The following is a 14,213-nucleotide window of genomic DNA, read 5'->3' on the forward strand; positions in this document are numbered from 1 at the left end:
ACAAGCAATGAAGCAGATCCCTCTGATTATCGACACTGACCCCGGCATCGATGACGCCGTCGCCATCGCACTGGCAGTGTTCAACCCGCGCTTCGACGTGCGGCTGATTACTACGGTTGCTGGCAATGTCAGCATTGAAGCGACAACGACGAACGCGCTCAAGCTGATGGCCTACTACGGTAAGGATGTACCGGTCGCTCGTGGCGCTGCTGAACCGCTGATCCGTCAGCTTGATGATGCAAGCGATATCCACGGTAAAACCGGTATGGAGGGATTCGATTTCCCTGAGCCCAAAACTGAACTTCTGCTGGATAAGCATGCTGTCGAAGCAATGCGCGACGAGATCATGGCTTCTGCTGAACCCGTCACCGTCATGCCAATCGGTCCGCTGACCAACATCGCACTGTTGCTAAAAACTTTTCCGGAAGTCAAGTCGCGTATTGAGCGCATTGTGCTCATGGGTGGTTCGGTCACTCGCGGCAACAAGGGTGTTATGGCCGAATTCAATATTTTCGTTGACCCTGAAGCCGCCAAGATTGTGCTCACTTCTGGTCTTGACATTACTATGGCCACACTGGACGCCGGCTTGGGAACTGTGATTCCGCCGGAGAAAACCGCTCAGCTTAAGGATATGGGCAAGGTCGGTCTGATGGCTCATGACCTGTTCCAGCGCTACCGCAAGCGCAGCTTCGGCACTGGTCTCAAAATGTATGACGCTTGCGCAGTCGCATGCTTGCTGGAGCCTGACCTATTCGACATGACTAAGGCATTTGTGGACGTAGAAATCGCTGGCGAACTCACTGCAGGGTGTACGGTCGTTGATCTTAAGGGCTACCTTAAGCGCGAACCGAATGCCACCGTCACCACCGGCGTTCACGCAGATCGATTCTGCGACTGGTTCATGGACAGCATCGCCCATTGTGCATAGTCCCTTGTCTCTTCGACGCCGCTAACACCGGCGCCCCTGAGCGCATCAATATTCGTGAATTCAACAACAGAGAATAAGAGAACAAAGAAAGGACCAGACCGATGGAACTGGTGATTATGTACCTCGTGGCAATTGCCGCGGTTGGCATTGTGGGCTTTATGCTCGTGAAGAAAATGGACATCAAGATTTCCCTGTTCCTCATCGGCATTGTGCTGATGTACATCGCATTGCTGATGGGCAAGGACATCTCATTCACCGACTTCGTTTCCAGTGGTGTCACTTGGCTTGATCCGTTCAAGGTTGTAGGCGATCAGTTCGTGAGCACGCTCACTTCTGCTGGCTTCATCATCCTCATCCTTGGTGGCTACACCGGCTACATGTCCCATATCGGAGCCAATGAAGTCACGGTAAGTGTGCTCGCCAAGCCGATTGCGCACATCAAGTCCCCGTATATCCTCGTGCCGATTACCTTCTTGTTGGGCAACCTGTTGTCTCTGGTCATTCCGAGTGCTTCCAACTTGGCTATCATCCTTATGGCAACGCTGTACCCGGTGCTTCGCCAAGCTGGTATGAGCCTGCTGAGCGCAGCTGCAGTCATTGCCACTACTGCAACGATTATGCCGACCCCGCTTGGCTCCGACAATGTTGCCATCGCCGCTGAACTCGCTAAGACCGACATGTTCTCCGGCCTGACCGCCAGCGATTACGTCTTCCGTTATCACGTGCTCGTTTCCATCCCGACCTTGCTCGTCATGGCACTGGCACACTACTTCTGGCAGAAGTTCATGGACAAGCGCGCTGGCTCGGATTTGACCGACGGTGATGTTGACCTGGCTGAGGTTAAGGCTGTTGAAGGTAGCGCTCTCTACCGCACTGTGTATGCGATTTTGCCGCTGCTGCCGATCATCATGCTTCTCATCGTGTTCGCCATCACTTCCACCACCGGCGCAAAGATCGACCTGAGTGTTGAACTCGCTTCCATTCTTTCCTTCGTGATCGCCATTATCTGCGAGCTCATCCGCACTCGCAAGGGCAAGGAAACCCTCGCTGGCACCGAGTCCTTCTTCAAGGGCATGGGTGGCGCAATGCCGATTGTGGCACTGTTGGTCGCTGCTTCTGTGTTCGTCGTTGGTCTTAAGTCCATTGGTCTGATCACCGAACTGCAGAACGCAATGACCGGCCTGTCCGGCTCTGGTATGGGCTTCGTGCTGCCGCTTATCCTTGTCGGCCTCACTGCGCTCATCGTGCTACTCTCCGGTTCCGGTACCGCACTGTTCTTCGCGATGGTTCCGCTCATGGTTCCGCTGGCCGCTGCTGCTGGTATCAATGTGCTCGCTGTGTCCATCCCGATGGGTCTCGCTGGCAATCTGCTGCGCGCTGTCTCGCCGGTTTCTGCTGTGGTGATGATCGTCGCCGGCTCCATCAAGAAGAGCCCAATCGACATTGTGCGCCGTACCAGTGTGCCGATGATCGCTGGCGTAATCGTCATGTTCATCCTGTCCATGGCAATCTTCCTGCCGATGGGTGCGTGATGCTGATATAACCATCACAATCCGCTAGGCGTCAGTCGTCAGCAGAACATATCAATCGCGCAGACGATTTGGCCCCGAATACGTGCAATGCCCGGGATTTGACTTCAGACTCCGGGCATTTGCATACTCGCACGATTGTGTTTCCATCGTGATTTTGCTGAAACGTAGAACAAGCGCAGAACATAGAAGACAGGCCGAAACAAGAAGGCCGAAAGGAAATGCATCATGTCAGCATCATGTCTTGACTTGCTCGACCACCTGCACGGCAGTGTGTCCGTGGTCGGATCAATGAATGTTGATTACACGGTCGTTACTGAGCGGTTGCCGAAACCGGGAGAGACCGTCAACGGTGGCCCGCTGACCTTGTTGCCGGGAGGCAAATCAGCGAATCAGGCATCGGCGGCTGCGCGAATTGGAGCGCAGGTGCGGATGTTTGGTGCAGTCGGGGAAGATGCCAATGCGGATTTTCTGCTGGAGCATTTGCGCGATGCTGGTGTGGATACTTCGCATATCGCTGCCGTTGCAGGTCCCAGTGGCACTACGGTAATTACCGTGGACGCGAATGGTGAGAACACCATCGTATATTCGGCTGGTTCCAATGGTGAGGTGTCTGTCGACTATGTGCGCCAGTCATCTGACGCATTGGTTGCCGCCGATGTACTGGGACTGTGTTTGGAGAGTCCGATGGAAACGGTCACGGCATGCGCTCGCCTCTGCCATGATGCCGGGCTCAAGGTATTGCTCAACGATTCGCCATTCGTTGCTGAACTACCCGCTGAACTTATCGAGGCTTCGGACATTCTGCTGGTCAATGAACATGAAATGGCACAGCTGCTGGACATCGCCGAGCCTGACGATGACGATTGGGATGGACTGGACTGGTCTGATGTGGCGCGGCAGATGCATGACTTCGGCTTTAATCAGGCGGTAATTACGCTTGGCGGGGATGGGTCGGTGGTCATCGATGGTGATGATATCTATCGTATTGCGCCAGTTGCGGTTGCGGCCATCGACACTACCGGGTGCGGAGATGCCTTTATGGGCACGGTTCTGGCCGGACTTGCCTCGGGTCATGCGTTGGCGGACAGTGCGCAGTTGGCCTCGTACGTTTCCGCGTACGCCGCGACTAGGGTCGGTGCGCAAGCCTCTTATGGTACTGCTGCTCAGATTCGTGAGCGGTTTGGTACGAATTGATTACTGAGAAGTGTGGAGTATTGCCGGCCGTGAATTGGTGCAGACCTAACACGTTCATTTAGGCGCTATGCAGTGTCGAATGTTCTCGGCGCGGATTTTACGAAGTATTGTCAGCAAATGCATCAAGGCAATGGCGGCGGTCTGGGCGGGACTACGGCCACGCATAACAGTATCGAGTACTCGAATGAGTCCTATGACGCGAAAACTCGGACCGTGACGATGCATGCCGTTATCGACTGGAGTGATCCGTACCGATTCGGGGATTCGACCGGCAGTTTTACTGCGCCGGACATCACCGTTGTCTTTGACAAGTCCGGGAAAATCCAGCGCATTGACTCCACGGTCGGGGGATTCCCGCCTGCCCGATAATTATCGGAGGGCCTGAAACATGCACGTTCTCATCAGCGCTGCGGGTCGACGATGCTGCAACCATATGGCGTCATACCCGCATGACGTGAGTTACACTATGTAGTAAAGTTATTTACTGAAATACTGCGTATTGTTACGTACTGAGGCGTGGAAGGCTCAACTATGGTCACGATGAAGGAAATCGCACAGAAATCAGGCTTCTCGCAGGCCACGGTATCCCGGCTGCTCAATGGGGACCCGACATTGTCTGTCAAAGAGGAGACGCGACGTCGCATCATCGAGGTCAGCGAGCATCTTGGCTACGCTACCGGATCACGCCGTATCGCATTGCCACGCCGTGTGGCCGTACTCGACAACGCCACCCGCGAGGAAGAACTGGCGGACGCCTATTTCGATGAACTACGGTCCGTGCTCGGCGACAATGCCAGAGCCCAGCACATGGAACTCACGTCGTTTTCCCATATCGACGATCTGATTGCCGACGCCGGTGATTTCGACGGCTTCATCTCCATCGGACCGTCCGTACTCTCTTCGGATAGACTGTTGAAGCTCCATCTGGTATTGCCCTATGGCGTATTCATCGACATCAATCCTGCGCCCAGCCTGTTCGATTCGGTACAACCGGATTTAAACCAAACCATTTTGGACGCATTGGATATGTTGGTGTCCTCGGGCAAACGACGCATCGGCTATATCGGCGGTACTGGCTTCACGATGGGTTTGCACGAATATCCGGAAGACGGCCGATTAACCGCATTCCGCAATTGGACCGAGCGTTTGGGGCTGGATGCGGAAGGCCTGATTTACGCGCAAGGCGCGTTCACTGTGGACACCGGGCGCACTCTAGGGGAGGAAGCGGTTAACGATCATCGAGATGACATGCCGGATGCGTTCATCGTGGCTGCGGACTCGATTGCAGTCGGCGTACTGCAGGCGTTTACCGCTGCGGGAGTGCTGGTGCCTCGCGATACCAGTGTGATCAGTATCAATAACCAGGCCATCGCCCAGTACACTTCGCCGACATTGACCAGTTACGATATCGACCAGAATGAGCTGGCCGATACTGCGATTACGATGCTTGCCGAGGCCATCTCCAGTCGGCGCACGCTGCACCACCATACCTTCATCTCCACCACCCTAGTGGTGCGTGACAGTTTCGTACCAGCACGATAAAGAAGCTCCCTCTGTGCGATAAAGAAGCTCCCTCGTCAGAGGGAGCTTCTTTATCGCTGTTAGAACAGTTCCAGATTCACGTCGAGCGTGTAGGCGCGATCGGCGGGCAGCTGGTACTGCTCATGGACGGGCGCGCCCCATGAATCGTCTCCGCCCACGCCCATTTGCGCGGCCAACAGGCGCAGGAACGTGTGACGGACCGGCGGCAACTCGTTCTGGTGGGTCGCCTCTTCCAGCATGAGCGAGCTGTACGGCAACAGGCTCGCCGCGAAATGTTCGCTGCCGGCCTGGCTGATACGCATGCCGTGTCCTTGGGCGTCAAGCACTTCGGCCCAACGCAAGTCTTCATGGTTGCCGGTCTCCTGCGGCACCAGATACGGTGCATTGTCTTCGGCCGCGGTGCGCTCGAAAATGCCGAGCTTGCCACCGTGCAGACGGTCGTGATAGGTTTCCTCGGGGCCAAGGCCGTAGAAGCGCAGGTTCTCGTACTGCTTGGGAAGTGTCCATTCCAATCCGAATGCCGGCAGCGTCGGCGCATCGGTGGCACCGGCATATCGGGCGGTCAGATGTACACGTCCGCTGGCGGCATCCACCTCATAGCGCACGGCAACTTGGGTTTCGCCCGGTTCGGCCAACGTATGACGAATGCCGCCAACGGGCACCAACCTCGTTGACGGCATTCGTCTTTCCAGGACACCGCAATCGCGGATGCATGCCGTTTACGCGTTGAATACGTATTGGTCAAGGCGGCGCATGGCCTCCTTGACGCGGCTCAAGGGCAATGCGAGATTGACGCGGATGCTGTAGGGGGCCTGGAACATGTCGCCGTCCTGCCATGCGACGCCCACATCCCAACCGCGTTTCTCCAACTCGGGCAGGCTCAGGCCGTGGCGTTCGCACCACTGCTCGCAGTCGAGCAGCAGCATGTAGGTGCCTTCCGGTTTGGCCAAACTCACTCCTTGGAAATGCTTGGTGATGTAGTCGTAGGCGTAATCGACGTTGCCGGTGAGCACCGCCTTCAGTTCGTCGAGCCACTCATGGCCTTCGGGCCGGTAGGCGCCGATCAGCGCGTGCATGGAAAGCACGTTCATGTCGTTGTAGTGGCATTTCGAGCTTTTGGCCACGATGCGGTCCCGGAGTGTGGGATTGTAGATGATGTGGTAGCTTCCCACCAGTCCGGCGAGATTGAAGGTCTTGCTGGGCGCGTAGAACGCCACGGTCCTGTTGCGTGCGTCCTCGCTGACCGATTGGGTGGGGATGTGCTGGTGGTTCCCCAGAGTCAAATCGGACCAAATCTCGTCGGAAATGACCACGCAATCGTTGGCCTTGTACACTTCCATGGCCTTCTCGATTTCCCAACGTTCCCACACGCGCCCGCAAGGATTGTGAGGGCTGCAGAACACGGCCACGTGGATGTGATGCTCCTTGAGCTTCCTGTCCATATCCTCGTAATCCATGCGCCATACGCCGCGCTCGTCCAGTGTGAGCGGACTGTGGACGATGCGGTAGCCGTTGTTTTCGATGCTCCGGGTGAACCCGATGTAGGTCGGGCTGTGCAGCAGCACGCCGTCGCCGGGGGCGGCGAACGCGGTCAGCGCACTGATCACACCGCCCAGGACCCCGTTCTCGTAGCCGATCGCCTCCCGGGTCAATCCGGTGACCCCGTTGCGCGTGGACTGCCAGTCGATGATGGAGCTGTAATAGTCGTCGGTGGGGGAGAAGTACCCGTAGGCGGGATGCTTCGCCCGTTCGATGATGGCCTGCGGGATCGTGGGCACGGTCGGGAAGTTCATGTCCGCCACCCACATGGGGATGACGTCGAAACCCTCGCGTGGCGGGTCCGGCGCGAATCCCGGGTCGGTGCCCAGTCCGTCGACCGCGATCGAATCCATGCCATGCCTGTTCATGATGGACGTGAAATCATACGTCATTGTCCGACAATCCTTTCTCGGTCCGTGGTGGCCGGTCCCAATCTAAATCGGGCTCCTGACGGTGCCGTGGCCGTGGGCGGCGATTTGACCGCGTGGCGTGTTAGGATATGCACCGTTGTGAGGCAGTGATCCGTTATCAGCGGGGAGTCTTCGGAAGAACGGCGGCAATCGCCCAGTAGAACCGACGGGATCGGCCCGAGACAGCCGAACACAAGCGGTCGCGCAGGCTCGCGGCTCCGAGTGCAACAGTTCGGAGTGGCGCAACCGGTGCGATAAGCGAGGTGGTACCGCGGTGCGGAGCGCATACCAGCGCTCGTCATCGTCCTCGTAGGCAGGAACGGCAGACATGGCTGTTCCGGGCGGAACACAGTCGGTTCCGGCTGCGAGGCGATTGACTAATCGGCCCACGGTTCGGTACGTGACATTCGTGAAACCAGCCGGCACACGTCGGCGCCCGGCAATCGCCATCAATGACGCTCCTGTAGGACCAGTGCACAGTACTAACAGGAGATTTACGGTGAGCGAAAACGTATATCCCAAGGCGAGCGAGGGCGGCGAGACCGCGCACGTCGCGCCGAACCCCAGCTTCCCCGACATGGAGGAGACCGTTCTCGACTACTGGGACAAGGACGACACCTTCCAGCAGTCCGTTGAACGCAACCCTTCCGGCGACCACAGCCAGAACGAATTCGTGTTCTTCGATGGCCCGCCGTTCGCCAATGGCCTGCCGCACTACGGCCACCTGCTGACCGGCTACGCCAAGGACGTGATCCCGCGCTACCAGACCATGAAGGGCCGCAAGGTCAACCGCGTGTTCGGCTGGGACACCCACGGCCTGCCCGCCGAGCTTGAGGCGCAGAAGGAGCTCGGCATCGACTCGGTCGACCAGATCGAGAAGATGGGCATCGACAAGTTCAACGACGCCTGCCGCGCTTCTGTGCTGAAGTACACCAACGAATGGCAGAACTACGTGCATCGTCAGGCCCGTTGGGTGGACTTCGAGCACGGCTACAAGACCCTGAACATCCCGTACATGGAATCCGTGATGTGGGCCTTCAAGCAGCTCTACGACAAGGGCCTGGCCTACCAGGGCTACCGCGTGCTGCCGTACTGCCCGAAGGACCGCACGCCGTTGAGTGCGCACGAGCTGCGCATGGACGCCGACGTGTACCAGGACCGCCAGGACACCACCGTATCTGTGGCCGTCAAGATGCGCGATGAGGACGACGCCTACGCCGTCTTCTGGACCACCACCCCGTGGACCGTGCCCACCAACTTCGCCATCGTGGTCGGCGCCGACATCGACTACGTCGAGGTCCGCCCGACCGAAGGCAAGTTCGCTGGCAAGAAGTTCTACCTCGGCAAGGATTTGCTGCCGCATTACGAGAAGGAACTCGGCGAGAATTACGAGGTCGTGCGCGAACTCAAGGGCAACGAGCTGGCAGGCCGACGCTACTACCCGGTCTTCCCGTACTTCGCGGGTGACGAGGCCGAATCCGAAGGCCACGTGCCCGGCCCGAACGGCTACACGATCTTCACCGCCGACTACGTCGACACCGTCGAAGGTACCGGCCTCGTGCATCAGGCCCCCTACGGCGAGGACGATATGAACACGCTCAACGCCAAGGGCATCAAGAGCACCGACGTGCTCGACGCCGGCTGCCGCTTCACCTCCCAGTGCCTGGAGTATGAAGGCATGTTCGTGTTCGACGCCAACCTGCCGATCCTGCGCAACCTGCGCGCCGGCGACGGCCCGCTCGCCGAGATCCCCGAGGAGCATCGCGCGATTCTCTTCCAGGAGAAGAGCTACGTGCACTCCTACCCGCACTGCTGGCGTTGCGCCACCCCGCTGATCTACAAGCCGGTCTCCTCCTGGTTCGTATCAGTCACCAAGATCAAGCCGCGTCTGCTGGAGCTCAATCAGCAGATCAACTGGATCCCGGAGAACGTCAAGGACGGCCAGTTCGGCAAGTGGCTCGCGAACGCCCGCGACTGGTCGATCTCCCGTAACCGCTTCTGGGGCTCTCCGATTCCGGTGTGGGTGTCCGACGACCCGAAGTACCCGCGTGTGGACGTGTACGGTTCGCTTGAGGAGCTCAAGGCCGACTTCGGCGATTATCCGCGCGACCGTGACGGCAACATCAACATGCACCGTCCGTGGATCGACAACCTGACCCGTCCGAACCCGGACGATCCGACCGGCAAGTCGCACATGCACCGTATTTCCGATGTGCTCGACTGCTGGTTCGAATCCGGCTCGATGTCGTTCGCGCAGTTCCACTACCCGTTCGAGAACAAGGAGAAGTTCGAACAGCACTTCCCGGCCGACTACATCGTGGAATACATCGGCCAGACCCGCGGCTGGTTCTACCTGCTGCACGTGATGGCGACCGCGCTGTTCGACCGTCCGGCGTTCAAGAACGTGATCTGCCACGGCATCGTGCTCGGCTCCGACGGCCAGAAGATGTCCAAGCACCTGCGCAACTACCCGGATGTGAACGGCGTGTTCGACAAGTACGGTTCCGACGCCATGCGCTGGTTCCTGATGTCGTCCCCGATCTTGCGCGGCGGCAACCTCATCGTCACCGCCGAAGGTATCCGCGACACCGTGCGCCAGGTCATGCTGCCGGTGTGGAGCTCGTACTACTTCTTCACGCTGTACGCCAACGCCACCAACGGCGGCAAGGGCTTCGATGCCCGTCATCTGCATGCGGATGAGGTCGCGGCACTGCCGGAAATGGATCGATACCTGCTGGCCCGCACCCGCAGGCTCGTGGAGCGCGTGGAAAAGGCACTGGACGAGTTCGCGATCTCCGACGCATGCGACGCAGCATCCGACTTCATCGACGTGCTCACCAACTGGTACATCCGCAACACCCGAGACCGCTTCTGGAACGAGGACGCGAACGCGTTCAACACCCTGTACACCGTGCTCGAGGTATTCATGCGTGTGCTCGCCCCGCTCGCCCCAATGGAGGCCGAATCCGTGTGGCGCGGCCTGACCGGCGACGAATCCGTCCATCTGGCCGATTGGCCGTTCGTGGTGGACGAGAAGACCGGCGAGGCTACCGAATTGGGCCGCGTGCTGGTCGATGATCCGAAGCTCGTGGAGGCGATGGAAAAGGTGCGCGAAGTCGTCTCCGGCACTTTGTCCCTGCGCAAGGCGTCGCAGATTCGCGTGCGCCAGCCGCTGTCCAAGCTCACCGTGGTGGTCGAGGATGTGGATGACGTGCGTGCCTATGCCGAGGTTCTCAAGTCCGAGCTCAACGTGAAGGACATCGAGTTCTGCACGATGGAGGACGCCGGCTCCCAGGGCCTGAAGATCGTGCACGAGCTGCGCGTGAACGCTCGCGCTGCCGGCCCGCGCCTTGGCAAGCAGGTGCAGTTCGCCATCAAGGCGTCCAAGACCGGCGCATGGCATGTGGATGCCGCCACCGGTGCTCCGGTGGTAGAGACGCCGAACGGTGATGTCGCACTGGTCGAAGGCGAGTACGAGCTGATCAACCGTGTGGAGGAGCAGAACGCGGCTGAGGCTTCGGTCTCCGTGTCCGCGGCGCTGCCGACCGGCGGCTTCGTGATTCTCGACACGGCGCTTGACGCCGATCTGCTGGCCGAGGGCTACGCGCGCGACGCCATCCGCGCTGTGCAGGACGCCCGCAAGGACGCCGGACTCGACATCGCCGACCGCATCTCGCTGGTGCTGACCGTGCCGGCTGCCGATGTGGCCAAGGTCGAGCAGTTCCGCGACCTGATCGCTCGCGAAACGCTGGCGACTTCGTTCGAGTTGAAGGAAGGTGCCGAGCTGACCGTCGAGGTCGCCAAGGCCTGACGTCTGCTTGCCTATGATGGTCTGTCGTCTCGGTCGGATGCCACTCTATTCGGGCTCCCCTTGCAGGGGAGCTGGCAGCCGTCAGGCTGACTGAGGGGCAGCCGCTACCTGCATGTCGCTTCGCCCCCAGTTCCTCGTGCCACAGGAGCTGGGGGCGAAGTCATCCTCGCCGTGGTTGACCGAACTGGTCGCGTCCCTTACACTGGGCGTTGTGCGCGGCCATGGATGGGCTTACTTCTATTTGTCGCTCGAGCGACGCATGGTTCAGTCCATGCATCGTCATGGACAGTCCATCCGCTTTCCGTGCATTTATGCTTACGCCGGTCTTAAGCCGGGCTGTCCCGACGGACGACATGGGTATGATGGGGGGACATCGTGACGGGCACATGGTCGTGCCTGCCGGCGCAATCGACGGATGAGACGTTGGCCATGCGATGAGTAACGGTATGCGGGCTACGTCGTGTCCGCGAGAAGGGGATGTGACATGAGTGGCATCGAATATTCCATGCAGCCGCTGAGTGACACCGGTGGCGACATGGTCGCGCCGGCGACATTCGGCGGGACCCGGCTGCCCGGGAAGGTCGAGGCGGAACGCATCCTCATCGTCAGGACCAACACCGTCATGGTGCCGGTCGTTCCCGATGAAGACAGCGAAGGTACCCGCGCCGGTGATGGCGTTGTCGTGGCGTTCCTGGAGGAGATGCGCAACCTCGGCTACTGGGTGAACGAGGAATTGCTCTGCAGGTTGCGTCTCGCCAGCGCGGACAGCCTCGCTCGAATCCTTGACGCGGCAAGGAAAGCGAAGGGCGCCGATGTTGAATACCGGCCCATGTACCCGAACTTCCCCAAGCAGGTGGCCGAAGCAAGTGACCTTGAGCTGTGGGTCAACGCGGTCATCCACTACATCGGCCGCGCGGAACTCGGCATGCGGATTATGCCCGTGTATGACGTGGAGAAGAGGGCGCCCCTTGAGGAGACCACCACGCTGACCGTGCTCGGCGCCGCAAGCGATCAGAGCATCGCCGCATACGTGACCGGCATCGTGAGCCAGGGGTGCCCCTACTCCGAGGCCGACAAGGAGTCAATTCTCCTGTTCAAGGACTTCATCAGATTCGATGAGGTGCGCCTCGGTGTCAAGGAGAACCTTGTCTGGTTCGCCTCCACGTTCAAGGACCGGGACCTCGGCCACGTTTTCGCCACCGTGACCGACGTGTTGCGCTACGCCGTCGCCCTGAGCGACGGGGACATCACGCTCGCAACACCCAGCCGCATCAACCTCAGCCGGCCGCAACGCCGCCAGATTCTCGGTCTGCTTGAACAGGTGGCCGTCCGGTACCGGTCTGCTGACACCCTGGCCGCGGACATGGCCGCGCGGCAGGAACGCTGGAAGCGGCTCGCCCATGCGCTGCACGCGCACGAATGGCGATCCGACGGCGTGCCGGCATACCCCCGCGCCACGGCGATTCTCTCCGCGGCGCAATCCGGCAAGCTGCGTTCCTACGAATCCACCGTGGATCGCGCCCTTGCCGAAAGTGACCTGGACAAGGCCATCGCAATCCTCGGCCAGCGTCCCGGTGTGTACGCGCGCAACGTCATGGCGTTGCTTCGACGATTCCCCGGACAGGGCGAACGAGCGCGCATCCTGCGTGGATTCGGCGCAATCGCCGATCAGGTGAGCAGTCCCGTGCTTATCCAGCTGTGGAACCTCCTGCACGGCCCCACCAGCGCACAACTGCCGTGGAAGACCATCGTCGTCAAAGCCGCAGATCGGCAGAAGACCGCCATTATCAGCAACCGTATGACCGGCCCTGACGACGAGCTCGCGGCCATCATCGAACAGGCGCTGCGCGGTCGCCACAAGGGCAAGTTCATCGAACTGGGGGAGCGCGCCGACGATTACACGGTGCCACTGAACGTGCGCAACGCCTCCTCCGGCGCGCGGCAGATCGGCAGGGGTTCGCATGTGCACCCCAAGGACGACAAGAACATCGTCCGCATGTTTATGCACTGGCACGACCTCGCCGGCAATGAAGGTACCACCGAATCTGGCGTAGCGAATTCCAGCGCACCGCTTCCCGACACATCGGATGACGAATACCTGGGCAACGGCCGGTACCGTTCCACTACGGTGGACCTCGACCTTTCCGCCGTCTACATGGACGCCGACTTCACCCGGTCCTCGACGGTGTCGTACTACAATCTGCGCGACACCGGTGCCGGTGTCACCCATTCGGGCGACATCACCAGCGCGCCGCACGGCGCCGCCGAGTTTATCGACGTGGACAGGAAGGCGGCGCTCGCGAAAGGGTACCGGTATGTGGCGCCCGTCGTCCACTCGTTCTCCGGCCAGCGTTTCGCGCAGATTCCCGAAGTGTACGCGGGCATCATGTTCCGTGACTATGGAAACGCGGGGGAAATCTTCGAACCCTCCACAGTGGAAGTGAAATACGACCTCGGATCGGACGACGTCAACTCCGTGCCGTTCCTCTACGATTTGCTGAACAACGAGATCATCTGGTGGAACATCGCCGCGCACGACGATGACTTCTACAGGCTCAACAACGTGGCTGCCAACCAGAACCGCATTGCCATCGCGCTCAAAACGCTGCTGCTGTCCCGGAACATGAGCGTGGGCTGTCTCGCACGTCTGAGCGCCACCGTCGTCCGCCGCGTCGCCCTTGATGATGACCTGCGCGCGGCGCTGCGCGACGTAATGAGATTTGACGGTGTGTGTTCCGAAGGCACGCTGCCCGCGGATGCCGACCACGTGTGGGCGCTCGCGGGGGAGGGCGGGGACGGCGCGCACGACGATGCCGTTGACGGTGCGGGCGATGCTTCAGCCGACGGTTCCGACGCCAGAGCGAATCACGCCGCAGTGCGCGTGCACGTGCACAACGAGGACCGCCTCATCCTTCCCACCTTGCGTGACGAAGACGTCGAGCACATCGACGGCTGGGAATCCGAGAAGGTGCTCGGCCTGCTTGGGTGATGGGCTGATGTGGCTGGACGGCAGGGGCGTGGAGGGAGAGAGCCACGGCTGGTGAGGAGTTCGGATTGTCGGACGCGGCGGTGTCCGTCTGGGGCAAGCCGGATCGCATGGACGGCAACATGTGGCTGGGCTGCCCCTGTATGTGCATATGGCCGATTCGCTCGCCATGGCCGAACATATCTGGGATTACTGGGTGCCTCGGGCGCGAAGGACATTCCTCGGTGTGTCGCATGACAAGAAAACTGCCTCTAAAACAGGTAGATATTTA

8 protein-coding genes and 1 pseudogene are annotated in these 14,213 nt (G+C 59.9%); 7 read left to right on the forward strand and 2 right to left on the reverse strand.

Annotated features, from left to right (window positions below; translation table 11 throughout):
* Positions 1-7: 7 nt before the first annotated feature.
* From rihC to BW14_RS01130, 5 genes are all read left to right on the forward strand, one after another.
* A complete protein-coding gene (gene rihC / locus BW14_RS01110) occupies positions 8-928 on the forward strand; it encodes a ribonucleoside hydrolase RihC (RefSeq protein ID WP_140489126.1) in 921 nt (306 codons plus the stop codon).
* Positions 929-1,044: 116 nt separating this feature from the next.
* Positions 1,045-2,460, forward strand: a complete 1,416-nt coding sequence (gene dcuC / locus BW14_RS01115) for a C4-dicarboxylate transporter DcuC (protein WP_258186017.1) — start codon at positions 1,045-1,047, stop codon at positions 2,458-2,460.
* Between the two features lie 225 nt (positions 2,461-2,685).
* Positions 2,686-3,654: a ribokinase gene (locus BW14_RS01120; RefSeq protein WP_140489127.1), complete on the forward strand. Its 969-nt coding sequence runs from the start codon at positions 2,686-2,688 to the stop codon at positions 3,652-3,654.
* Positions 3,655-3,771: 117 nt separating this feature from the next.
* Positions 3,772-4,023: a hypothetical protein gene (locus BW14_RS01125; protein ID WP_007055514.1), complete on the forward strand. Its 252-nt coding sequence runs from the start codon at positions 3,772-3,774 to the stop codon at positions 4,021-4,023.
* 162 nt (positions 4,024-4,185) lie between these two features.
* Positions 4,186-5,196: a LacI family DNA-binding transcriptional regulator gene (locus BW14_RS01130; protein WP_140489128.1), complete on the forward strand. Its 1,011-nt coding sequence runs from the start codon at positions 4,186-4,188 to the stop codon at positions 5,194-5,196.
* Between the two features lie 59 nt (positions 5,197-5,255).
* On the opposite strand, the pseudogene BW14_RS01135 reads toward BW14_RS01130, so the two are convergent.
* Together BW14_RS01135 and BW14_RS01140 are read right to left on the reverse strand one after the other, a co-directional pair.
* Positions 5,256-5,813: pseudogene (locus BW14_RS01135) on the reverse strand (beta-galactosidase small subunit); the annotation flags it as partial.
* 102 nt (positions 5,814-5,915) lie between these two features.
* On the reverse strand, positions 5,916-7,127 hold the full coding sequence (locus BW14_RS01140) for a MalY/PatB family protein (protein WP_007052506.1): 1,212 nt from the start codon (positions 7,125-7,127) through the stop codon (positions 5,916-5,918).
* A 517-nt stretch (positions 7,128-7,644) separates the two neighbouring features.
* Between BW14_RS01140 and ileS the strand changes: the two genes are divergently transcribed.
* Both ileS and BW14_RS01155 read left to right on the forward strand, forming a co-directional pair.
* Positions 7,645-10,956 carry a mupirocin-resistant isoleucine--tRNA ligase gene (ileS, locus tag BW14_RS01150; protein WP_140489129.1) on the forward strand — a complete coding sequence of 1,104 codons (3,312 nt, stop codon included), beginning with the start codon at positions 7,645-7,647 and terminating at the stop codon, positions 10,954-10,956.
* Positions 10,957-11,440: 484 nt separating this feature from the next.
* On the forward strand, positions 11,441-13,945 hold the full coding sequence (locus BW14_RS01155; RefSeq protein ID WP_140489130.1) for a TerD family protein: 2,505 nt from the start codon (positions 11,441-11,443) through the stop codon (positions 13,943-13,945).
* The last annotated feature ends 268 nt before the right edge of the window (positions 13,946-14,213 follow it).

Source organism: Bifidobacterium sp. UTBIF-68 (assembly GCF_006408855.1).
Classification (GTDB): Bacteria; Actinomycetota; Actinomycetes; order Actinomycetales; family Bifidobacteriaceae; genus Bifidobacterium; species Bifidobacterium reuteri.